The sequence below is a fragment of the Arthrobacter sp. SD76 genome (genome assembly GCF_049726125.1).
In the GTDB taxonomy this organism is placed as follows: domain Bacteria; phylum Actinomycetota; class Actinomycetes; order Actinomycetales; family Micrococcaceae; genus Arthrobacter; species Arthrobacter nitrophenolicus.
The window spans coordinates 407,817-426,549 of the sequence record NZ_JBNBLR010000001.1; the positions used below are offsets into that span (position 1 = coordinate 407,817).

Consider the following 18,733-nt stretch of genomic DNA (forward strand, 5'->3'; position numbering starts at 1 on the left):
GATGCCCTGGGAAGTTTCCCTGGCTGCGCCTTCTGGAGGACGGTCATAGCGTCTGCAGCCTTTTTCGCCGGGCCAGGTAGATAAAGAAGGGTGCGCCCACCACGGCAAGGACCACGGCAACGGAGAGTTCGCCGGGCCTGGCGATCAGGCGTCCCGCCGTGTCCGCGAGGAGCACCACCGTGGCGCCGGTGAAGAGTGAAACGGGCACCAGCCAGCGGTAGTCCGGGCCGGTGATGGCGCGGGTGATGTGGGGAACCAAGAGGCCGGCGAAGGCGATGGGACCTGCCAGGGTCACGGCAGTGCCGGCAAGGAGGGTGACGGCCCCAATGCCCACGGCGCGTGCCCGGAGGACCGAGATGCCGAGCGAAACGGCGGTGTCCGCGCCCAGCGCCAGGGCGTTCAGGGCGCGGATGTTGAGCAGGGCAAGCACCACCCCGGCCGCGATGAACGGCCACACCAGTTGAAGGACGCCGGTCCTGCCGGCCAGGGAACCCACCTGCCAGAAACGCAGGGTGTCCAGGGCCTGGTCGTTGAGCAGGACGATGCCGGCCACCAGCCCGGAGCACAGTGCGGTGACGGCGGCACCGGCAAGCACCAGCGTCACGGGGGTGGCACCGTAGCGGGCCGCCGAGCCGATCATGAACACCAGGACGCTGGCCACGAGGGCGCCGGCGAAGGCCAGCAGTGCCTGGGCCAGGGCGGGAAGGTCGCCGGCAATGGCGATGGCAGCCACGATGGCCAGCGCGGCACCCTGGTTGATCCCCAGCAGGCCGGGGTCCGCCACGGGATTCCGGGTGTGGCCCTGGACCAGGGTTCCCGCCAGGCCGAGGCAGATACCGGCGCAGATCCCGAGCACGGTGCGGGGCCAGCGCAGCTCGCGGATGGTCACGTCCATGACGTTGCCGGTGGGGGTAAACAGGGCATGCCAGGCTTCCTGCAGCGAGGAGGGCTGCCCGCCGATGCAGATGCTGAGCGCGCTGGCCAGGAGCAGTGCCAGTACCGAGGCCAGGAACCAGGCTGTCCGGTTCCGGGGAGCCTTCCGGCGCGGGGGAGCGGGCGCAGCGGGTCCTGCCGGCGCCCGCTCGTCCGTGGGGCCCGCCTCAAGGTTCAGCGTTTTCACATGGGACTTTCGATTACGTCACGGGTTTGTGAGCTATTCTCCAAATCCTGCTACAGTCTACGGCAGACGCAGGTAAGCCTTACCTAATGCGTCGCAGACCCGTTCCGTTTATGAAGGCATCCCCGTGAAAACTCGCATCTCCAGGCAGCTCACTGCTGCCGCCGCCGGCCTGGTCCTTCTGGCCACCGCGGCCTGCGGCTCCCCGGCCGCCACCACCAGCAGCACCGCCACCACCGCCGCTGCCGAAGCCGCCGGATTCCCGCTGACCATGGAACACACCATGGGCTCCACCACCATCGAAGAGGTCCCCAAGCGCGTGGTTGCGCTGGATCCCAGCTACATCGACGCGGCGCTCCTGCTCGAGGCTGACCTGGTGGGCTACGTGCAGTACCGGCAGGACCCCAAGGCCCCCTTCGCCCCGTACCTCGGCGACGTTGCCGATGCCACCAAGGATGCGGTGAACGTTGGAACCCTGGCCGAGCCCAACCTGGAAAAGATCCTGGAACTGCAGCCGGACCTGATCGTGTCCGCAAAGGTCCGACACGAGGCGTTGTACTCGCAGCTGTCCAAGATCGCGCCCACCATCTTTTCCGTGAGCACCGGTCCCACCTGGAAGGAGAATGTTGTTTTCCTCGGCGAGGCGTTGGGCAAGAAAGCCAAGGCTGAGGAACTGGTCAAGGCATACGAGGACCGTGCGGCAAAGGTCGGCGCCGAGATCCTGGCAAAGAAGCCGGACGCCACCTACTCGCTGATCCGCTTCACCGGCGGTGACACCGCCCGCCTGTATTCCTCGAACTCCTTCATTGGCGAGATCATGGCGGACATGAACATCCCGCGGCCCAAGGACCAGCCGGACAGCGACAAGGAGATCTTCGTCCCGCTCTCTGCCGAGCAGATCCTGCAGGGCGACGCCGGCCTGGTGATGGTCAGCGCCTTCACCCCCGCCGGCGCCGAGGGTGACAAGGCCCGCGCCCAGCAGGAGGCCTTCCAGTCCAACCCGCTGTGGCAGCGGCTCCAGGGCGAGGTCAAGAACGTTGATGACGCCACGTTCCTGGCATCGGTCAGCATCCAGGGTGCCCACGCCGTGATCACCGAGCTGGCCAACCACTACGGCGTTGATCCGCAGCTGCCGTAATGCCCCTGATGGCTGCTTCAGAACCGGTTTCCGGGCACCCCGTGCGGGTGTTCGAAGCAGTGGTGGCGGAAGTGCGGGACCTGTCCCCGCACTTCCGCCGCGTCACGTTAACCGGTCCTTCCCTGCTGGACTTCGGTGTGCCGGGCCCAACCCTTGGACCTCCGCCTCAAGCTGCTGCTGCCCAACCCGGGCCATCCACTGCGACTTCCGGGCGTGAACGGCGTCCTGCAGGCCGGCTGGTACCAGGACTGGCTGCGACAGTATCAGCCCGGCCGCGGCTTCATCCGCAGTTACACGGTCCGGGCGCTGCGCCGGCCCCCCTCGGGCCCGGAAGTCGACGTCGACTTTGTCCTCCACCGGGGACCCGGGAGCCAGCCGGGGCCGGGATCCGGCTGGGCGCTGGAGGCAACCCCAGGCTGCCCGGCCTGTTCGTGGGCCCGGACATCACCGCGGTGACAGCGGCAACGCCGTTGCCCGAAGCCGGGATCAACTGGAAACCCGGCCGCTCGGACCGGGTCCTGCTGGCAGGGGATGAAACGGCGGTTCCCGCGGTCAGTTCCATCCTCGAAGCGCTTCCGCCGCAGATCAGCGGCCACGCGTTCCTCGAAGTCCCCGAAGCCGCGGACGTCCTTCCGCTGGCTACGAAAAGCGGTGTCCAGGTGACGTGGCTCCATCGCGGCACCGGCGACGTGCAGCGCGGTGCCCGCCTCCTGGCAGCGGTGCAGGAGGCACTTGCCTCCGACGCCGGGACCTGGCATCCGTACGCGTGGATCGGTGCCGAAGCGGCAACGGTCAGATCCCTCCGCCGGTGCCTCACAGAGTCGGGTGTGGATCCCAGGGCATCGGAACTCCGGGGCTACTGGAGCCTCGGGAAGGCCGGCTCGGGCGTCAACGGAATCCCCGTGCCGCAGCGGTGAAGCGCCCGTGTCATTCGTCGAAGTAGGTGGGGACCTGCTGCTGCCCGGCAATCGACGTCACAACCGCCGCCGCCACCTCCCGGAGCTTGACGTTCCGCGCGTTGGAAGCCCTGGTGAGGATGGCAAAAGCTTCATCGCTGCTGCAGCGGTTCTCAGCCATGATCGCTCCCACGGCCATGTCGATCACCGTCCTGGACTGCATCGCGGCGGCCAGGTCGTTCCGGGTTTCCCTCAGATGGGTGATGCGCAGAACCAGCCGCAGCGAACTGGCGGCCTGTCCGGCAAAAGCCTCCACTGTCGTAATATCCTCACCCGAGAATCCGTCGACACGGTCGGAATAGAGGTTCAGGACCGCTTCGGCCTCCCCGGCCAGGTCCAGCGGCACCGCAAGGATGGAGGACACCCCCTGGCCAGCCGCGGCCCGAACATAGGGCGTCCAGCGCTGCTCGGTGGAAAGGTCCGCCGCCAGGATGGTTGTCCCCGTACGCAGCGCAGTGAGGCAGGGGCCGTCGCCAAAGCTGTTCTGCAGCTCATCCAGGGTCGCTGCCACGGCATCGCTGCAGGCAACGACCTCCGGCCGTTTGCGGCGCAGGACCGTAACCCCGCTGTGGATGGTGTTGCCCGGCCCGGACAGGCGGGCGGCCGCCAGCACAGCGAGCTCCGCCAGGAAGTCCCGGACGTCCCGGCTGTCCAGCACCAGCTCCTGCAGGCGGGTATCAGTGTCCGGTACGTGGCCCTCGATGCCCATTCCTAGCCTCCATCCAGCCGGGCGGCGGAAAAGCTTCCTCCGTCCACAATGTCCCTGGCGATGTCCTGGATCCGGCGGTCGCTGGACTTGGCGGCCACCTGGAGCAGTTCGAGGGCATCCTCGCGACCGCCGCGGTGCTGCAGCATGATCAGTGCAATGGCAGCATCCACGGCCGCCCTGGATTTCAGGGCATTCCGAAGGTGCCCCGTGTAGGCCTCGGGCGCGTGCAGCCGCAGGGCCAGCCGGAGGATACGGGACAGGGACTGGGCGTGCCCCTGCACCCGGCTTACGGTCCGCTGGTCAAATGCATGTGCCCGCTGCGCGTAGCAGTTCAGTGCGGCCCTGGCCGGGGAATCTGTCGGTATCGGCACCGCCATCATCGAATGCACCCCTTGCTGGAGGGCCGCCCTGGCGTACAAACCCCAGCGCGTATCGGCATCGATGTCGTCGATGAGGACCACCGTCTGCTGCCGGACCGCCGTCAGGCAGGGGCCGGCGTCGGCCACGTACTGCGTCTCGTCCAGCCGCCGCCCCTCCTCGGTGCTGCTGGCAACGGTGGAGGGGGCGCCGTCGCGCTCCACTGTGATGGTGCACAGCACCGGCGCCGTGCCGTCGGCGATCTGCGAGGCGGAGATTGCGGCCAGCCCCAGGAGGAACTCAGCAAACCCTGCGCTTTCCAGCAGCAGGTCCTGGTATTCCTCAGCTGTGGTCAGCGCATCATTCCCGGCCATAAGGCCCCGATTCCTGGTTGCGCCAGCTTCTGCCCTGGCTGTCGGCCGCCGCGCTTACTGCGGACTGGCCCCTGTATTCAACCTCCGGATCCTCTTGCCATCCCGAAATCTCCTACCTTCGACACTACGCTTGTGCAAGGCTTTCCGATACGGCGCCCCCGTCCGGCGACTGCTATTCGTCCGCCTCTGCAGCGCGCCCGCCAGCGGCCCCGCCGGACTCATCCCGGTTGTCCAGCTCTTCCGCTTCGCGGTCGAAGTCGTCCGAATATGGAGCGCGCGGCCGGGGGAGTTCGTCGATCATTTCGTTGGCTGCCAAAGCGAGCAGGTCCCGCTGGACGGCGGGCAGGGACAGGAGTCCCTGCAAGTAGGCTTCCACTTCATATTCACCGGCATCGCCGGAGAGGCTGAAGCATTTAAGCCAGAGCTCGGAGACGCTGATGTCCGCTGCCCGCAGTGCTGCGCGGAGACGGCGCCGTTGTTCCGGTTCATTTGGATCGAAGCCCATGGGCGGTGCCTAGATTCCGGATGCTGGCGTCCCGGCCAGGACAGACTCGCAGACTTGTTGCAGGGTATTGGCCCGCTCCCTGGCCTGCCGGAGCAGCTGTTGCAGCGCGGCATCGCGGGAAACGCCCAGCCGTTCCATGAGGACGCCGCATGCCTGATTGACCGTATCCCGGGTGTTCAGCGTGAGCTGCAGGCCTTCGGTCATCCTTTTTGGAGTCTCGCTGGCCTGCACATGCGAGAGCAGGGTGGCGGCCGGGCCGGCGAAGAGTTGCAGCAGCCTGGCGCTGGAGTCGTCGTAGGTGGCTGGGGTGGCTGCGTACAGTTTCAGGGCGCCCAGGGCTTCCTTGCCGGCGATCAGCGGGGCGCTCACAACGGCCCGGACGGGCAGGTCCCGGACGGCGTTGCGCCAGCCGGTCCAGCGCGGATCGGTATGTACGTCCTGGACCAGGACCGGCTTCTCCGAGGCCCAGGCCGTCAGGCATGGGCCCTCGCCGTATTCGTACTGGGCGGCGTCGGCTTTTTCCACAATGCCGTCCGTGTAGCCGCTGCTGGTCCGGCGGCCGCGGGCATCCAGGAGGGAAACGCCGGCGCCGATGGTTCCGGGCACCGATTCCTTCGCCGCCCTGGCCAGGAGCTGGACCGCCGTGGTCACTTTTTCCTCCGTCAGCAGCAGGCCCTGGATGCGAGCAATAATCGTGCTGAGCTCGTCCAGGGGTAGTTGCTGCGCCATACGCCCAGCATATGCCAAGCCGTTCCCCGCCCTGCGGGAGGGGGCTACGTTTCCCCGGACGTCACGGCTCCTTTTTCCGGGCGGCCAGTAAGATGTCCCCATGTCGAGTTCTGCAGATAACGAGTCAATACAGCAGCTGCAGGAAATCCTGGTGGGCGCGGAGAACGCGGTGGAATTCCTCTCCGGACTTTCCGGCCTGGCGGCAGCGGCCGTGTCCGAAGCTGCCGACGACCAGATCGAATGCGCGGTGACGCTCCAGCTCCGCCGGCGGCCGGCCACAGCGGCCGGGAGCAGCCAGCGCGCCCTGGACCTCGACCACGTGGAGCAAAGCCTGGGGGACGGTCCCTGCATCCGGGCCCTGCGCGAGATGTCGTCGGTCATGATCGACGACGTCTCCAAGGACCCGCGCTGGCCCGCCTACAACGAGGCGCTTGCCGCCGCCAACGTGCACAGCACCCTGGGCGTGCCGCTGGAGATCAGCGGCGACGCCCGCGCAGCCCTGAACTTCTTTGCCACCAAGCCGGGAGCCTTCACCGCGGACGTCTATGAAAAGGCCGGGGGGGTTTGCTGCGGCAGCCCACAACACGCTGCACCTGTCCGTCCGGATCAACACCGCCCAGAACCGGGCGGAGGACCTTGAGGCGGCGCTGGAGAGCAGGACCGCCATCAACCTGGCCTGCGGCGTGATCATGGCGCAAAACCGCTGCTCCCAGGCCGAGGCGATGGACATCCTCACCAAGGTCTCCAGCAACCGCAACCGCAAGCTGCGTGATGTTGCCACCGAACTGATCGAACAGCTCTCCGGCGACAGCATCCAGACCCACTTCGACGGGTAGCAGCAGCGGGCCGTCAGCCCGCCCGCAGGACGGAAACGACGGCGGATGCGCCGGCCGCCTGCGCGTCACCTGGCGCGTGTGCCCGGACGTCCCAGCAGTTGCCGCTGCCGATGACCTCGAAGTCCTGCGATCCCGTCCGGGGCAGGACAAGGGCGGTGTTTTCGTCGATGGCAACAGCCCGCTCCACCAGCCCTGCTGTCACGGCGCCGACCGCCCGCCCCAGTGTTCCGGCCTGTGCGGCATGCACGTCCACGGCAAAGGGGGCGAGGCTGAGGCCGACCCGGATATCGAGCACATCCAGCCCCTCGGAGCACTCTTCACCACATACCTCGGTGCCATCCACCCGGTAGCCGCCGATCAGCGCGCGTTCCGGCGCCACCATGGCACCCGCGGAAAAGCCAAGGTAGGAGGCGCCGCGTGCAATTGTCCGGGTGAGTGCCGCCATCGCGGGCTGGAGGCCTTCCAGGTAGGCCGGCGTCAGTCCGCCGCCCACCACCACTGCATCCACGCCGTCGAACATTTCCGGGTCCGCGGCGCCGGCCCCGCCGAGGAGTACCGGAACCGGTTCAAACGGCAGCCGTGCGCGCAGCGGCTCGACATACTCGGCCAGCCGGCCAGCGGGGTTGCCGGCCCGGTCATGGACCACCACGGCAATCGTCGCGCAGCGGGCAGCACCCGGTTTCTGCGACACCTCCCCGGCAAAGCGGTCGAACACTTCGGGAAAGGCCAACGGGTCCGGCCCGGCACCGGCAAGGAAAATGCTCATGCGCTTCAACCTACCCGTCGTGCCCAGACCGTGGACTGAAGCCACAAAAGAGGGGAAAAACCCTTGACCCCCGCCCCGGGCAAGGCATATTGTACAACCAAATGGTTGTAGATCAGCTCCGCGAAACCGAACTTGACCGCCTCTTCCAGGCGTTCGCCGACTCGACGCGCCGCGACATCGTCCGGCGGGTGACGGGCGGCGAGTACTCGGTCTCGGGTCTCGCGGCCCTCTACGCCATGAGTTTCGCCGCAGTGCAAAAGCATGTGGCGGTGTTGGAGCGTGCATCCCTGATTACCAAGGAAAAGCGCGGAAGGGAGCAGATTGTGCGGGGTGATCATGAAGGCCTGCAGAAAGCCCGGCGGCTGCTCGACGAATATGAACAAATCTGGCGGCAGCGTGCCGCCCGGATGGCCGACATTCTCGCTGAAGGTTAGGAAGGCATTGCCATGACAGTCATCAGTATGGACACGAATCCCGAGGCCCTGAGCATGACGCTCGTTGCCGAGTTTGAGGCGGGGGTGGAGCGGGTGTGGCAGCTTTTCGAAGACCCGCGCCAGCTGGAGCGCTGGTGGGGTCCGCCCACCTACCCGGCCACGTTCTACAAGCATGAGTTCGTCCCGGGCGGTAAGGCCAGCTACTACATGACGAGTCCCGAAGGAGAGAAGTCCCACGGCTGGTGGGAGTTCACCAACATTGAGGCGCCGCGCCGGCTCGAGTTCAACGACGGTTTCGCGGACAGTGACGGCAACCCGACCGGAGACATGGGGAGTGCCCATGCTGCCGTCACCCTGGAATCTGTGGGGGAGCGGACCCGGATGACCATGCTGTCCACCTTCGAGTCCGAAGAACAGCTGCAACAGATGGTGGCGATGGGCATGGAAGAGGGCCTGAAGGAGGCCGTCGGCCAGATGGACGGCATCCTCGCCGAGCACGCCAACGCCTGACCGAACGATAGCGTACGACGGCGGGACGTCCCGCCGTCGTCCGCTATGCCTTGGGTGTCGCCTGCGTTGGGGCGGCGGCAGCGAAAACCAGCAGCGAACTGGTGGCGGTGGCCAGCAGGCCGCCGTCCGGGGCGAGGACACGGCCCTCCGCAAAGATCACCCGGGACCCCGATTTCACCACCGTTCCTTCCGCCCGCAGCACGGCATGCTGCAGCGTGATGGGGCGAAGGTAGCTGACCGACAGGTCTATCGAGGTGTAGCCGAAGCCGGCGGCCAGCGTGCTGTGCGCCGCGCATCCCACTACCGTGTCCAGCAGTGTGCAGGCCAGTCCGCCATGCACCACGCCCAGCGGGTTGTAGTGCGCCTCGCCGGGCCGGCACTCGAACTCCACCCGCCCGTTTTCCACCGCCAGCAGGCGCAGGTTCATAAGCGACGCCATGGGCGGACGCGGGATGCTGCCGTCCCGCATGCCGGAGAGGAAGTCCAGCCCGGACATGGTCGGGAGGTACTTCAGTCCCACCTTCGGGTCTGTCCAGCTGAAGGTCTCCGAGCGCTCCGCCTGCCCGCTGGTGTCCATGGGCTTCTCCTCTGCAGTGGCCGCGTTTTGTGCCAGCTTAGGCGCTGCGGTGTCTGGCCGGCAGTTCAGTCCGCAGCTTCGTGCCACCCCATCCAGCACACCAGGTGGACGGCATCCAGCGCCGCAAGGTCCCCGGCCGTGGCCTCCCTCCGCTGCTGCGCTTCTGCCGGTACGCCGACCTTGGCCAGCGGGGACAGGGGCAGGATCTGCAGCGTGACGTGGGCGGGCCCGCCTGGGTCGGCCGGATGCCGGCGTCGGCCACGTTCAGGATCCAGGGGGAGCCGTCCCAGAAACGGTCGGCCACCGGCACGCCGTCCACCAGGATGCGGGCCACGTCACCGGCCCAACGGATCTCGAGCTCCTCGTGGCCGGTGGGGAAGGCTCCGCCCGGGAGTTCCAGGGTGTACTCCCGGCCAGGCTATCGATGACGGGCGGCCCGGGTGCGGCCGCGCGGTTGGCGGCTTCCCCATAGGATGCCGGAACGGGGCCGGCTTCGCGGACGAGGACCGCTTCAACCGACATCCTGCCCTGCCTTGGGCTGGTGTGGTTCGTGGTGACGGCGTCGAACGTGCGGGTGTTCAGGTTGTAGCGCAGAACGTCCGGCCGCTCCGCCGACCGTCCCGCAAGGCGTCCGTCGGCGTCCAGCCACAGCTGCCCGGCAGAGAGGACCAGCTCGCGGCCGCCTGCGCTCTCCAGGACCCACGCCGTGTCCGCGGCTTCGGCCGGAAGGACCAGGATGTCTGCGACGGCGTTCCCCGCCTTCGCGGTCAGCACCTCCGGCTCGTCGCCTGGAAGCCGGGCGGTGCGGCCGCTGCCGGCAGCCGAACCGCTGGCGTCCGTGCCGGCGGCGAACCGGATCTCCACCGGAATGCCGGCTTCGGCGGCGAGGACCAGGGTGGGCCGGCCGCCCGTTACTCCCGGGGCCGGTTCGAGCAGGGTCAGCGGGGAGGCCGTGGCCCACTCAAGGGTCACGCCGGCCACGTCCAGGTTGACGGGCCAGTGGGCGAGAGTTCCGGCCGGGATGTTCACGGGCACGGCGGGGAAGGTGACCGCTCCGCCGTCGAGCGTTACCTCGAACTGCGCGCCGCGGTAGGTGTGCAGCGGGACATGCGGCTGGTGCCAGCTGATGAAGACGAAGCCCGTGCTGCCGTCGCTGCGCAGCGCCCAGCGAAGGGTGGTGGCGTCCTCCACTCCTGCGGGCATGACATCCGGCAAAGAGGACGGCATCCGGGCAAGGCGCCCGCCGAACGCTGCCAGGAAGGCGTGCTGCTTCCGGAGCGCGGCGAAACTGGACGCCGGCCGCCCGGAGGCGCCGATCGGCGCATGGAAGTCATAGTCGAACCGGGGGAGGTCGTTGGGGTAGCCCGTGTCCTGTGATTCCTGCAGTCCGTCGGCCGGATTCATGCCGCCGGCAAACATGTAGTAACCCTGCCAGGCCGAGCCGTTGCCGATCTTGTTGTGCGCCACCGCACCCACATCCAGGCCCTGAGGCCAGGGCCGGCGCTGGTAGGCGGTGGCCATGCCCCCCGCGAGCTCGCAGGTGGCGGGCGGGAAAGGGCCGACGGCGTCCGCGGGGCTGCGGCTGCGCGGGTTCCCAGCTGCCCGCGGACGTCCGCGCCGATGCCCGGATCGTCCCAGGTGTGGCTGAAGAAGTAGTGCTCGCGGAAGGTGGGGTCCCACGGTGCATCGGCGTCCACCCAGAAGCCGTCGCCGTAGCCGCCGAACAGGGGCAGGACCTCGCCGTCGGGAAGCTCGGCGCCGCCCCACGCCGTCGCCGTCCACACAGGCGCGGACAGTCCGGCGTTCCTTGCCAGCCTCTTGAGTTCGGTGAGGTGGTCCGGCTGGTCGTACAGCTCGTTTTCCAGCTGGATTCCGATGACGTTGCTGTCCGGCCCGAGGAGCCCGGCCAGCTCCTCGCCCAGGTAGCCGAACCAGCGCCCTACCAGGTCCAGGTAGGCGGGATCATTGGTGCGGTGCTGCGCCGGCGCCGCCTTGACCCAGTCCGGAAATCCGCCGTTCCGGACCTCCCCGTGGCACCAGGGCCCGACGCGCAGCACCACGTCCAGACCGACCTCCCTGCACAGCCGGACGAACGCTGCCACGTCCAGGCCGTCGTCGAAACTTACCTTGCCCTCGGTGCGCTCATGGTGGATCCAGAACGTGTAGGAGGCCACCACTGTGATTCCGCCGGCCTTCATCAGCCGCAGCCGCTCTTCCCACCGCGCGCGGGGAACCCTGCTGTAGTGCAGCTCGCCGGACACCGGGATCGCCGGCTTCCCGCCCAGCTCCACGTATCGGCTGGTGACCCGGAACCTTTCGTGGCGTTCCTCCGTGTTGCTCATTGCGGGCCGGACCAGCGGCCCGTCCCAGGGTGCGTGGGTGGCGCGCAGGACGGAAGTGGAACGTTTCAGAGGATCGGGCATGCTGGAAGTATCGCATATCGGGGAAGCGTTTTCTTGCCCTGTGCTGGCGAAGGCGTTGAACCGTCCGGAGGGCTTCGAAATACTTGTAGCAGTGGCGGGGTTGGCTGCGGAAGGCGGTGGCAGGATGGGAAGCGGGTCCGGGGAATTCCGGAAGCGGCTGGAGCGCGCCGCCGAGGTGCGGTCCTACCGGGGAGCCGGCATCAGCGCCGAGGAGGAAGCCGCCCTTGATGCCCTGGAAGCGAAGGAACGGGAAAAGCGCCGCAAGGTAAGCGATGCCGCCAGGGCGGATTACCTGGTCCGGGACGCCATGGCCCAGGGCAAGTTCGACAACCTCAAGTACGCCGGCAAGCCCATCCCGGGGCTGGGTGAGTCGTACGATCCCGACTGGTGGGTCAAGGGCCTGCTCCAGCGCGAGAACATCAGCGGCCTCGGCCCGCCGGCCATCCTCCTGCGCACCGAGGATGCGGAGCTGGATGCCAAACTTGATGCCCAATACACCGAGCAGCAGGTCCGCGACATCCTGCAGGACTTCAACCGCCGGGTGGTCGATGCACGGCGGCAGCTGCAGGGCGGCCCACCGGTCATCACCAGGCTGCGGGATGTCGAAGAGGAAGTGGTCCGCTGGCGGCAGCGGCGCGCCTCCCGGACCGTCGAGCCGGCGCCGGAGCCTGAAGCTCCGCGCTCGTGGTGGCAGAAGCTGTGGAAGGGCGCCGGCTAGGCAGTGCGCTCGAAGAGCTCGCAGAGGGCGTTGTAGTAGCGCCCAGTCTGCCCCTTGTGAACCAGTCCGATCCGGATGCAAACCTTCTGTGACGCGGTGTTGGCGGGCGCCGTCACTGCCACTACCTTCCGCAAGCCGCTGTCAAAGGCATACGCGAGGACCGCGGCCGCCGCCTCGCTCGCATAGCCGTGGCCCCAGTAGTCGGGGTGGAAATGCCAGCCGATTTCAGTGTCCCCGGAGGGCTGCAGGGGAAGTGAACCGCCCGACGCCGGAATGGACTTCAGGAGCAGCGCTCCGGCCAACTCCCCGGTGGCCTTGATCTGAACGGACCAGGCTCCATGGCCAGGGTGGTCCGTCGCCCGCCACACGCGGATCCGTTCTTCCGCCTGCTGCAGGTCCGTCATGACCTGGGCGGATTGCCGATGAACTGCTGGACCTCCCACCGGGAGTAGAGATCCAGCACAAAACCGGCATCCTCCGGTTCCCACTGGCGGAGGATCAGCCGCTCCGTTTCGAGGCTCTTCACGCCGTTCATTGTGGCAGAGCGACGCGGCTTGGGCGGCTGGTCGGCAAAACCACTCCCGCTGCCCGGCCTCCGGCACACCGTCCAGACCCGCACCCCAACAGGCCACACCTACCACTCCACCGCACCCCCACTGCCGGGAACTGCGCTTCTGGGTAGATCCGCCTCGGGACAAGCCCGGAAGCGGGCAGCAGTGTAGAACTCCGTCCAGGTACCAGGTAAGGCCGGTCCCCTGGATGACTGACGTAGAGTTCTGGGACTCAGGGCTTGGGTGTGGGGTTGGGCCCGATCATCGATGGCGGAGGGCCGGGGAAGGGTGCTGCCGGGTACAGCGGCGCCACCTTCAGCATGTAGTTCGCCCACTGCGGTCCTGCGATCATGTAGCCGTCAAGCCGCGGGTAGAACGTCCCGTTGATGGTGACGTTCTGGCCCGGGCGTTTCTGGCTTTCAAGGGGGTCCCCGAAGAAGGAGGCGGTGGACAGCCCGCTCGTGTAACCGACGATCCAGGTTGCCCCGTTGTTGTTGGACGTGCCGGTCTTGGCGGCCGTCGGCCACTTGTCGTGGACCTTGGGGTTGATCCAGAAACCCGAACCCCTCACCAGCACGTCCTGCAGCACCGAATTGACGCCCGCGCCACGTCCGGCTTGACGGCATCCCGGCACTCGACTCCTTGCGCCGGCAGCTTGCCGCCCGCTGCGTCGGTGATCTCTACCAGTGCGATCGGGGCGCAGTAGCGGCCGTCATTGGCGAAGGTCGCGAAAGCGTTCGCCATATGCAGCGGAGCCACGTTGGTGGCACCGAGCAGGTTGCCCAGTTGGTGCATGTTGATCGGCGACCCGTCCAGCCCGTTGTGCAGGCCCACGCTGTCCACCATCTTCTGGATGCCGCAGAAATCCAGCTGCGCGGCTGATGCGAAGGTGGCCGTGTTGATGGAGTTGTACAGGCCATAGTTGATGGGCATCTTCCGGTAGAAGCCCTCTTCGGAATTCTGCAGGTCATCCGCGGCGCCCAGCTCGGGGTTATTCTGCGCCGTGCTGTAGGCGCCCAGCACCCTGCCGCAGCTCGACCGCCACGGGAAGCCCAGCGGATAGACGCGCCGTGAGGCGTCCACCTCCGCTGTCAGCGGCTTGCCCTCGTTCAACCACTGGGCAAACGTGAACGGCTTCATGGTGGAACCGGTCTGGAACCCGCCCGCACCATTCAGGTTGTTGCCCTGGGGATCCTTGGCATCCACATTGAAGTTCAGGTGGGTGTCGAACTTGCCCGGCTCCGCCAGGAACACCGTGTTCTGGGCCATGGCCAGGATCTTGCCGGTTCCCGGCTGGACCGTGACCAGCGCGGCGCCCCACCGGTCGGGGTTGGCCCCGGCCGTGCCGTCCACCTGCGCCTGGGCAGCGGCCTGCAACCGGCTGTCCAGCGTGGTGATGATGGTCAGGCCGCCGCGATACAGTTTTCGCTGGCGTTCGGCCTCATTCTGGCCGAAGGCTGGATTGTTCAGGATCAGGTGTGAGACGTAGTCGCAGAAGTATGGGGCCATGCTGGCGTTCGCGCAGCCCTGCCGCTCCGGACTGATCTTGAGTTCAATCGGGGTGGCAACCGCCTGGTCGTGCTCGGCCTGGGTGATCTTGCCCAGTGTGAGCATTTCGCCCAGTACCTGATTGCGGCGGGCCATGGACTTGTCCGGGTTGATGGCCGGGTTGTAGAACGTGGGGCTGTTCACCAGTCCGGCCAGCAAAGCCGCCTGGGGGAGGGTGAGGTCCTTGGCGGTGGTGCTGAAGAAATAGTGTGCGGCGGCCTCAATGCCGTAGGCGTCGCTGTTGAAGAACACGATGTTCAGGTAGCCCTCAAGGATCTGCTCCTTGCTGAACTTCTTCTCCAGGGCGATGGCGAGCTTCATCTCCCGCAGCTTGTCGCCCATGTCCTTCTGGCCGCTGAGGACCACCTCGTCAGGCCGGTCCTGCGACACCCGCGACTCATTGATGACATTGGTGACGTACTGCTGCGTGATGGTGGAAGCGCCCTGCTGCTCGCCCCTGGTCAGGTTGGCCACTACTGCACGGAGGATGCCTTGCGGGTCCACGCCGGCATGGTCGTAGAACCTGCTGTCCTCGATGGCGATGACGGCGTCCTTGATGTACGGCGACATCTGGTCCAGCGGAATCCGGACGCGGTTCTCCGCATAGAACGTGGCAATCGTCTGGCCGTCGGAGGTCAGCACCTTGGTGGACTGCGACGGCGGCTCGACGGTCAGCTCCTCGGGCAGGCTTTCAAAGAACCCGATGGAGTTGCTGACGCCGAATCCTGCGGCGGCTATTGCCGGGACCACCAGGCTGGCCACCAGGACGCCGCACATGGCGCTCGCGGCCAGGAACCCCAGGATTCGTCCCACGGCGCTGCCTTCGCCGCGCCTGCGCTTCCGTTTTTTCGCCATTCTTCAGCCCTCGGAGCTTGGAGGTGTGAAAAGACTACGCCCGGGTAGGTGGGTCTTCCAGAGCCAGGCAGATCAGGATTTGGTCACAGTTGTTCCTTGACGGGCGATAGTTACCGACATATCGTTAACTATCGCTGAAGAGGTCAGTGAAAACGACTTCCTTGGAAAGGACGATCCATCATGAAGGGTGTTTCTGACGAAAAATTCCCCCACCGCGAAGCCGGCAGGGGCAGGTTTGAACGGGGAAGGGGCCACCGCGGGCCGCACGGCCACCGCGGCGGCGGATCCGGCCCGGGCTTTGGACCCGGTTTCGGCCCGGGCTTCGTGCCCGGTTTTGGTCCGGGCTTCGGCCGCGGTCCGAGGCGGGCTAACCGCGGCGATGTCCGCGCGGCCATCCTCTCGCTCCTGGCCGAGTCTCCGTCGAATGGTTACGGGTTGATCAAGACCATCGCCGAAAAGACGGACGGCGCCTGGCGCCGAGCCCCGGGTCCATCTATCCGACGCTGCAGCAGCTCGTGGACGAGGGCCTCATCGAGGCGCTGAGCGAAGGGCGCGGCACCGAGTTTGCCCTGACCGACGCGGGCAGGGCCTACGTTGCAGAGCACGCCGAGGAAATGGAGAATGCGTGGAACGCCGGCCCGGACAGCTCGGACCGGGAATTCCACCAGAGCATCGGCAAGCTGATGGGCGTCATCCACCAGTTCCGCAGCGGCGTCTCCGAGGAGCAGCGTGCGGCAGCCATCGAAAAGCTGGATGAAACCCGCCGGGCCCTGTACAAGATCCTGGCGGACTAGGACAGGGAAGCCCGGCGGCTCGGCACCCTAGGCGAAGGAATCTTCCTTGGCCCGCTGTCCAACAGCGTTCCCGGCTGTACCGTGGGGGTCGGCGGAACCAGACCGGAGCGGGTTGAACCCGGCGCCCAGCTCACCGAAGGCGTAGGCGCTCTCTGCGTGCTCGGACAGGTCCACGCCGGCAGTCTCGGCTTCGTGGCTGACCCGGAACCCGATGGTCTTGTTGATCGCCCGGCCGATGACCAGGGTGCCGAGTCCGGAGAGCAGCATGGTGACGACGACGGCCGCCGTCTGGGCGATGAGTTGCTGGACGCCGCCGCCGTAGAAGAGTCCGCCGCCCTGGCCGTCAACGGGCAGGGCGATGAAGCCAAGTGCCAGGGTGCCGATGAGCCCGGCACCGAGGTGGACGCCCACCACATCCAGGGAGTCGTCCAGGCCGAACCGGTATTTGAGGTCGACGAAGACGGCGCAGGCCGCACCGGCCACCAGGCCCAGGCCGATTGCGGCCACCGGGCTGATGTTGGCGCAGGACGGGGTGATGGCCACAAGCCCGGCCACCACGCCTGATGCCGCACCCAGGGACGTGGGGTGGCCGTGCCGGATCTTCTCCGTGACCAGCCAGCTCAGCATGGCCGCGGCCGGGGTAACCAGCGTGTTCACCCAGATCAGGCCTGCCTGCTCCGCGGTGGTGGCGGCGCCGCCGTTGAAGCCGAACCAGCCGAACCAGAGGATGGCGGCACCCAGCATGATGAAAGGCACGTTGTGCGGGCGGTGGTTCGGGTCCTTGGCGAAGCCGTGCCGCTGCCCGACGATGAGGGCGAGGACCAGGGCTGCTGTTCCGGAGCTGATCTCCACCACGGCGCCGCCGGCGAAATCGATGACCTGGCCGAAGATGGCGGTGAGGGCACCGCCCGGGCTCAGGAGGCCGCCGCCCCAGATCATGTAGGCGAGCGGGCAGTAGACCACCGTGATCCACAGCGGCACGAACAGCGCCCAGGCGCCGAACTTCGCCCGGTCCGCGATGGCGCCGCTGATCAGGGCCACCGTGATGATGGCGAACGTGGAGCTGAAACCAGCCTTGATCAGGTCCGGGGAGCCCATCAGGTTCTGCAGTCCGAAGCTGGTGAAGGGGTTGCCGAAGAGGCCCAGCACGCCGTCGCCGGTGGTCATCGAGTAGCCCCACAGGACCCACACCACCCCGACGATGCCGGCGGAAATGAAGCTCATCATGATCATGTTGAGGGCCGCTTTGGCGCGCGTCATGCCGCCGTAGAAAAGACCCAGTCCCGGAGTCATCAGCAGTACCATGGCGGCCGACATCATCAGCCAGACGTGTTGGGCAGAAATTTCCACCAGCGGTCCCTTCGCGCAAGATCCTCCCGGGACGATCCTGACGTCCCGGCAATTCCCCCGGGGACCAATCTTTCGTTGCCTGTGTTTCGGTTACCGCCCTGGAAAGTTGCGGCGAGGTTACACAAACCGCTTCGGCGTGAAGTTCGCGTGTCGAAGATGTTTCCGCCGTGTTAACGGGCACCCTTCCGGCTGCGCGGGAAAAGGCGTGCACGGCTCTCCCGGCCCGGAACGGCGGGGAAGTGCCGGGGGAGAAGGTGAGGAACGCCGTCGAACGCTTCCTGCCGCCACGTTTCCTGTCCGTGAACGGCGGCTCACTGCTGTTGGCTAGAACTGCCGGGCGTTGGTGAGGACCGGGAGCTTGGCGCGAATCTCGTCAACCGAGGAGGGATCGATGTCCACGACGGCGAGTTCGGGCTTGCCGCCGAGCGCTGCCAGGGCGGAGCCCAGCGGGGAGATGACGGCGCTGTGGCCGATGCCGGTGGGGGCGCTGCCGGCCGGTCCCGCACCGATGGTCTCGGGGTCGCCCTGGCCGCAGGCCACCACGAAGGTGGTGCTGTCCAGTGCCCGGGCGCGGATCAGGAGGTCCCACTGTTCCGCCTTCCCTTCACCGGCACCCCAGGAGGCGCACACGATGTTCACCTGGGCCCCGGCCTTCGCGTTGGCCGTGAACAGTGCCGGAAACCGGACGTCGTAGCACGTGGCCAGGCCGAAAACTGTTCCGTTCACCTCGAACGTGACGGGGCTTTCCCCGGCGTCCACGGTCTTGGACTCCGTGAAGCCGAAGGCGTCGAAAAGGTGGACCTTGTCATAGGACGTGTCCACGCCGGGGCCGGTTACCAGCAGGGTGTTGCGGACCCGGCCGTCCTTCCCGGGAGTGAACATCCCCGCCACCACCACGATCTCCAGCTCCCTGGCGATGCTTCGGACCTTATCGGCCCACGGCCCGTCCAGAGGTTCCGCAATGTCCCGCAGGGAGTGGCCGAAAGCCCGCATCGCCGCCTCGGGAAAGACCACCAGTTCCGCGCCGGCCGCCTTGGCCTGTGCGGCGTAGTCCCGGATCAGTTCCAGGTTGGCTGCCGGGTCAGCACTGCTGACGATCTGAGCGACTGCGAGACGCATGGATGAACTCCAATCTGGTGCCCGCGGGGCAGGTGCGCGCTAGGCGGGGGGCATCCCCAGCTTAGCGAGCTACTGCTTGTAGCCCTCCACCTCGCTGACGGGCCGCGCCTCGGCCTCGTTGGGGTTCTCCCCGGACTCCGATTTGGCCCTGCGCTGCCGCAGCAGGTCCCAGCACTGGTCCAGGCTTTCCTCCACCTGCTTAAGCCGGGCCTGGTCCGGCACCTGGCCGTCGCCCGCCGCCTCGCGGAGGGAATGCTCCTCCTCCACCAGGGCCTGGATGCGCGCCAAAATATCCTGATCGTTCACGGTTTCCCCTCATTCCCTTGCAGGTCCCTCTGGTCCCCTCAGGGTACGTAGTCGCTGCAGA

The 18,733-nt window shown here is 67.1% G+C and carries 19 protein-coding genes and 3 pseudogenes; 8 read left to right on the forward strand and 14 right to left on the reverse strand.

Annotated elements, in window-relative coordinates:
• Window positions 1–43 precede the first annotated feature (43 nt).
• The gene (locus tag ACPEE0_RS01950; RefSeq protein WP_424573803.1) at window positions 44–1,120 is read right to left on the reverse strand and encodes a FecCD family ABC transporter permease; all 1,077 of its coding nucleotides are present in this window, start codon (window positions 1,118–1,120) and stop codon (window positions 44–46) included.
• 124 nt (window positions 1,121–1,244) lie between these two features.
• Between ACPEE0_RS01950 and ACPEE0_RS01955 the strand changes: the two genes are divergently transcribed.
• The 3 genes from ACPEE0_RS01955 (at window position 1,245) to ACPEE0_RS01965 (ending at window position 3,172) form a co-directional block, all read left to right on the forward strand.
• The gene (locus ACPEE0_RS01955) at window positions 1,245–2,255 is read left to right on the forward strand and encodes an ABC transporter substrate-binding protein (RefSeq protein WP_354177017.1); all 1,011 of its coding nucleotides are present in this window, start codon (window positions 1,245–1,247) and stop codon (window positions 2,253–2,255) included.
• 153 nt (window positions 2,256–2,408) lie between these two features.
• Window positions 2,409–2,711 (forward strand): siderophore-interacting protein, encoded by a 303-nt coding sequence (locus ACPEE0_RS01960; RefSeq protein ID WP_424573804.1) that lies wholly within the window; start codon window positions 2,409–2,411, stop codon window positions 2,709–2,711.
• Window positions 2,687–3,172 (forward strand): siderophore-interacting protein, encoded by a 486-nt coding sequence (locus ACPEE0_RS01965; protein ID WP_009358357.1) that lies wholly within the window; start codon window positions 2,687–2,689, stop codon window positions 3,170–3,172. Before ACPEE0_RS01960 ends, ACPEE0_RS01965 begins: the two co-directional genes overlap by 25 nt.
• A 10-nt stretch (window positions 3,173–3,182) precedes the next feature.
• On the opposite strand, the gene ACPEE0_RS01970 is transcribed toward ACPEE0_RS01965, so the two are convergent.
• The 4 genes from ACPEE0_RS01970 to ACPEE0_RS01985 all read right to left on the reverse strand — a co-directional run bounded on the left by ACPEE0_RS01970 (window position 3,183) and on the right by ACPEE0_RS01985 (window position 5,885).
• A complete protein-coding gene (locus ACPEE0_RS01970) occupies window positions 3,183–3,920 on the reverse strand; it encodes a GAF and ANTAR domain-containing protein (protein WP_009358356.1) in 738 nt (245 codons plus the stop codon).
• A gap of 2 nt (window positions 3,921–3,922) precedes the next feature.
• Window positions 3,923–4,651 carry a GAF and ANTAR domain-containing protein gene (locus ACPEE0_RS01975; protein WP_009358355.1) on the reverse strand — a complete coding sequence of 243 codons (729 nt, stop codon included), beginning with the start codon at window positions 4,649–4,651 and terminating at the stop codon, window positions 3,923–3,925.
• A gap of 172 nt (window positions 4,652–4,823) precedes the next feature.
• Entirely contained in the window at window positions 4,824–5,156 is a 333-nt protein-coding gene (locus ACPEE0_RS01980; protein WP_424573805.1) for a hypothetical protein, read from the reverse strand.
• Window positions 5,157–5,165: 9 nt separating this feature from the next.
• Window positions 5,166–5,885: a GAF and ANTAR domain-containing protein gene (locus ACPEE0_RS01985; protein WP_354177014.1), complete on the reverse strand. Its 720-nt coding sequence runs from the start codon at window positions 5,883–5,885 to the stop codon at window positions 5,166–5,168.
• 100 nt (window positions 5,886–5,985) lie between these two features.
• Between ACPEE0_RS01985 and ACPEE0_RS01990 the strand changes: the two are divergent.
• Window positions 5,986–6,721 (forward strand): annotated as a pseudogene (locus tag ACPEE0_RS01990) (GAF and ANTAR domain-containing protein).
• A 13-nt stretch (window positions 6,722–6,734) separates the two neighbouring features.
• Here ACPEE0_RS01990 and ACPEE0_RS01995 read toward each other — a convergent pair.
• On the reverse strand, window positions 6,735–7,487 hold the full coding sequence (locus ACPEE0_RS01995; protein WP_009358352.1) for a hypothetical protein: 753 nt from the start codon (window positions 7,485–7,487) through the stop codon (window positions 6,735–6,737).
• Window positions 7,488–7,588: 101 nt separating this feature from the next.
• On the opposite strand from ACPEE0_RS01995, the gene ACPEE0_RS02000 reads away from it, so the two are divergent.
• Together ACPEE0_RS02000 and ACPEE0_RS02005 are read left to right on the forward strand one after the other, a co-directional pair.
• The gene (locus ACPEE0_RS02000; RefSeq protein WP_009358351.1) at window positions 7,589–7,921 is read left to right on the forward strand and encodes an ArsR/SmtB family transcription factor; all 333 of its coding nucleotides are present in this window, start codon (window positions 7,589–7,591) and stop codon (window positions 7,919–7,921) included.
• A gap of 12 nt (window positions 7,922–7,933) precedes the next feature.
• Window positions 7,934–8,431, forward strand: a complete 498-nt coding sequence (locus tag ACPEE0_RS02005; protein ID WP_009358350.1) for an SRPBCC family protein — start codon at window positions 7,934–7,936, stop codon at window positions 8,429–8,431.
• A 43-nt stretch (window positions 8,432–8,474) separates the two neighbouring features.
• On the opposite strand, the gene ACPEE0_RS02010 is transcribed toward ACPEE0_RS02005, so the two are convergent.
• Window positions 8,475–9,008 (reverse strand): PaaI family thioesterase, encoded by a 534-nt coding sequence (locus tag ACPEE0_RS02010; RefSeq protein WP_009358349.1) that lies wholly within the window; start codon window positions 9,006–9,008, stop codon window positions 8,475–8,477.
• Window positions 9,009–10,408: 1,400 nt separating this feature from the next.
• Window positions 10,409–11,431, reverse strand: coding sequence for a beta-galactosidase (locus ACPEE0_RS02015; protein ID WP_424573806.1), 1,023 nt, complete (start codon window positions 11,429–11,431; stop codon window positions 10,409–10,411).
• 124 nt (window positions 11,432–11,555) lie between these two features.
• On the opposite strand from ACPEE0_RS02015, the gene ACPEE0_RS02020 reads away from it, so the two are divergent.
• Window positions 11,556–12,149, forward strand: coding sequence for a DUF1992 domain-containing protein (locus tag ACPEE0_RS02020; RefSeq protein WP_009358347.1), 594 nt, complete (start codon window positions 11,556–11,558; stop codon window positions 12,147–12,149).
• On the opposite strand, the gene ACPEE0_RS02025 is transcribed toward ACPEE0_RS02020, so the two are convergent.
• The 3 genes and pseudogenes from ACPEE0_RS02025 to ACPEE0_RS02035 form a co-directional block, all read right to left on the reverse strand.
• Window positions 12,146–12,553: a GNAT family N-acetyltransferase gene (locus ACPEE0_RS02025; RefSeq protein WP_424573807.1), complete on the reverse strand. Its 408-nt coding sequence runs from the start codon at window positions 12,551–12,553 to the stop codon at window positions 12,146–12,148. The two genes, ACPEE0_RS02020 and ACPEE0_RS02025, sit on opposite strands and share 4 nt — an antisense overlap.
• A complete protein-coding gene (locus tag ACPEE0_RS02030) occupies window positions 12,550–12,675 on the reverse strand; it encodes a GNAT family N-acetyltransferase (RefSeq protein WP_424573808.1) in 126 nt (41 codons plus the stop codon). The genes ACPEE0_RS02025 and ACPEE0_RS02030 overlap by 4 nt, the downstream gene beginning before the upstream one ends.
• 257 nt (window positions 12,676–12,932) lie before the next feature.
• Window positions 12,933–15,103: pseudogene (locus tag ACPEE0_RS02035) on the reverse strand (transglycosylase domain-containing protein).
• 180 nt (window positions 15,104–15,283) lie between these two features.
• On the opposite strand from ACPEE0_RS02035, the pseudogene ACPEE0_RS02040 reads away from it, so the two are divergent.
• Window positions 15,284–15,897, forward strand: a pseudogene (locus ACPEE0_RS02040) (PadR family transcriptional regulator).
• Between the two features lie 27 nt (window positions 15,898–15,924).
• Here ACPEE0_RS02040 and ACPEE0_RS02045 read toward each other — a convergent pair.
• The 3 genes from ACPEE0_RS02045 to ACPEE0_RS02055 all read right to left on the reverse strand — a co-directional run bounded on the left by ACPEE0_RS02045 (window position 15,925) and on the right by ACPEE0_RS02055 (window position 18,672).
• On the reverse strand, window positions 15,925–17,247 hold the full coding sequence (locus ACPEE0_RS02045; protein ID WP_354177007.1) for an ammonium transporter: 1,323 nt from the start codon (window positions 17,245–17,247) through the stop codon (window positions 15,925–15,927).
• Window positions 17,248–17,571: 324 nt separating this feature from the next.
• On the reverse strand, window positions 17,572–18,366 hold the full coding sequence (locus ACPEE0_RS02050; RefSeq protein WP_407710073.1) for a carbon-nitrogen hydrolase family protein: 795 nt from the start codon (window positions 18,364–18,366) through the stop codon (window positions 17,572–17,574).
• Between the two features lie 69 nt (window positions 18,367–18,435).
• Window positions 18,436–18,672 carry a DUF2630 family protein gene (locus ACPEE0_RS02055; RefSeq protein WP_009358343.1) on the reverse strand — a complete coding sequence of 79 codons (237 nt, stop codon included), beginning with the start codon at window positions 18,670–18,672 and terminating at the stop codon, window positions 18,436–18,438.
• Window positions 18,673–18,733: the final 61 nt, after the last annotated feature.

Bases quoted from the DNA above. Each gene is read 5' to 3' on its own strand.
- ACPEE0_RS01970 (WP_009358356.1), bottom strand. From the start codon at position 3,920: ATGGGCATCGAGGGCCACGTACCGGACACTGATACCCGCCTGCAGGAG.
- ACPEE0_RS01975 (WP_009358355.1), bottom strand. From the start codon at position 4,651: ATGGCCGGGAATGATGCGCTGACCACAGCTGAGGAATACCAGGACCTG.
- ACPEE0_RS01980 (WP_424573805.1), bottom strand. From the start codon at position 5,156: ATGGGCTTCGATCCAAATGAACCGGAACAACGGCGCCGTCTCCGCGCA.
- ACPEE0_RS01985 (WP_354177014.1), bottom strand. From the start codon at position 5,885: ATGGCGCAGCAACTACCCCTGGACGAGCTCAGCACGATTATTGCTCGC.
- ACPEE0_RS01995 (WP_009358352.1), bottom strand. From the start codon at position 7,487: ATGAGCATTTTCCTTGCCGGTGCCGGGCCGGACCCGTTGGCCTTTCCC.
- ACPEE0_RS02000 (WP_009358351.1), top strand. From the start codon at position 7,589: ATGGTTGTAGATCAGCTCCGCGAAACCGAACTTGACCGCCTCTTCCAG.
- ACPEE0_RS02005 (WP_009358350.1), top strand. From the start codon at position 7,934: ATGACAGTCATCAGTATGGACACGAATCCCGAGGCCCTGAGCATGACG.
- ACPEE0_RS02010 (WP_009358349.1), bottom strand. From the start codon at position 9,008: ATGGACACCAGCGGGCAGGCGGAGCGCTCGGAGACCTTCAGCTGGACA.
- ACPEE0_RS02015 (WP_424573806.1), bottom strand. From the start codon at position 11,431: ATGCCCGATCCTCTGAAACGTTCCACTTCCGTCCTGCGCGCCACCCAC.
- ACPEE0_RS02020 (WP_009358347.1), top strand. From the start codon at position 11,556: ATGGGAAGCGGGTCCGGGGAATTCCGGAAGCGGCTGGAGCGCGCCGCC.
- ACPEE0_RS02025 (WP_424573807.1), bottom strand. From the start codon at position 12,553: ATGACGGACCTGCAGCAGGCGGAAGAACGGATCCGCGTGTGGCGGGCG.
- ACPEE0_RS02050 (WP_407710073.1), bottom strand. From the start codon at position 18,366: ATGCGTCTCGCAGTCGCTCAGATCGTCAGCAGTGCTGACCCGGCAGCC.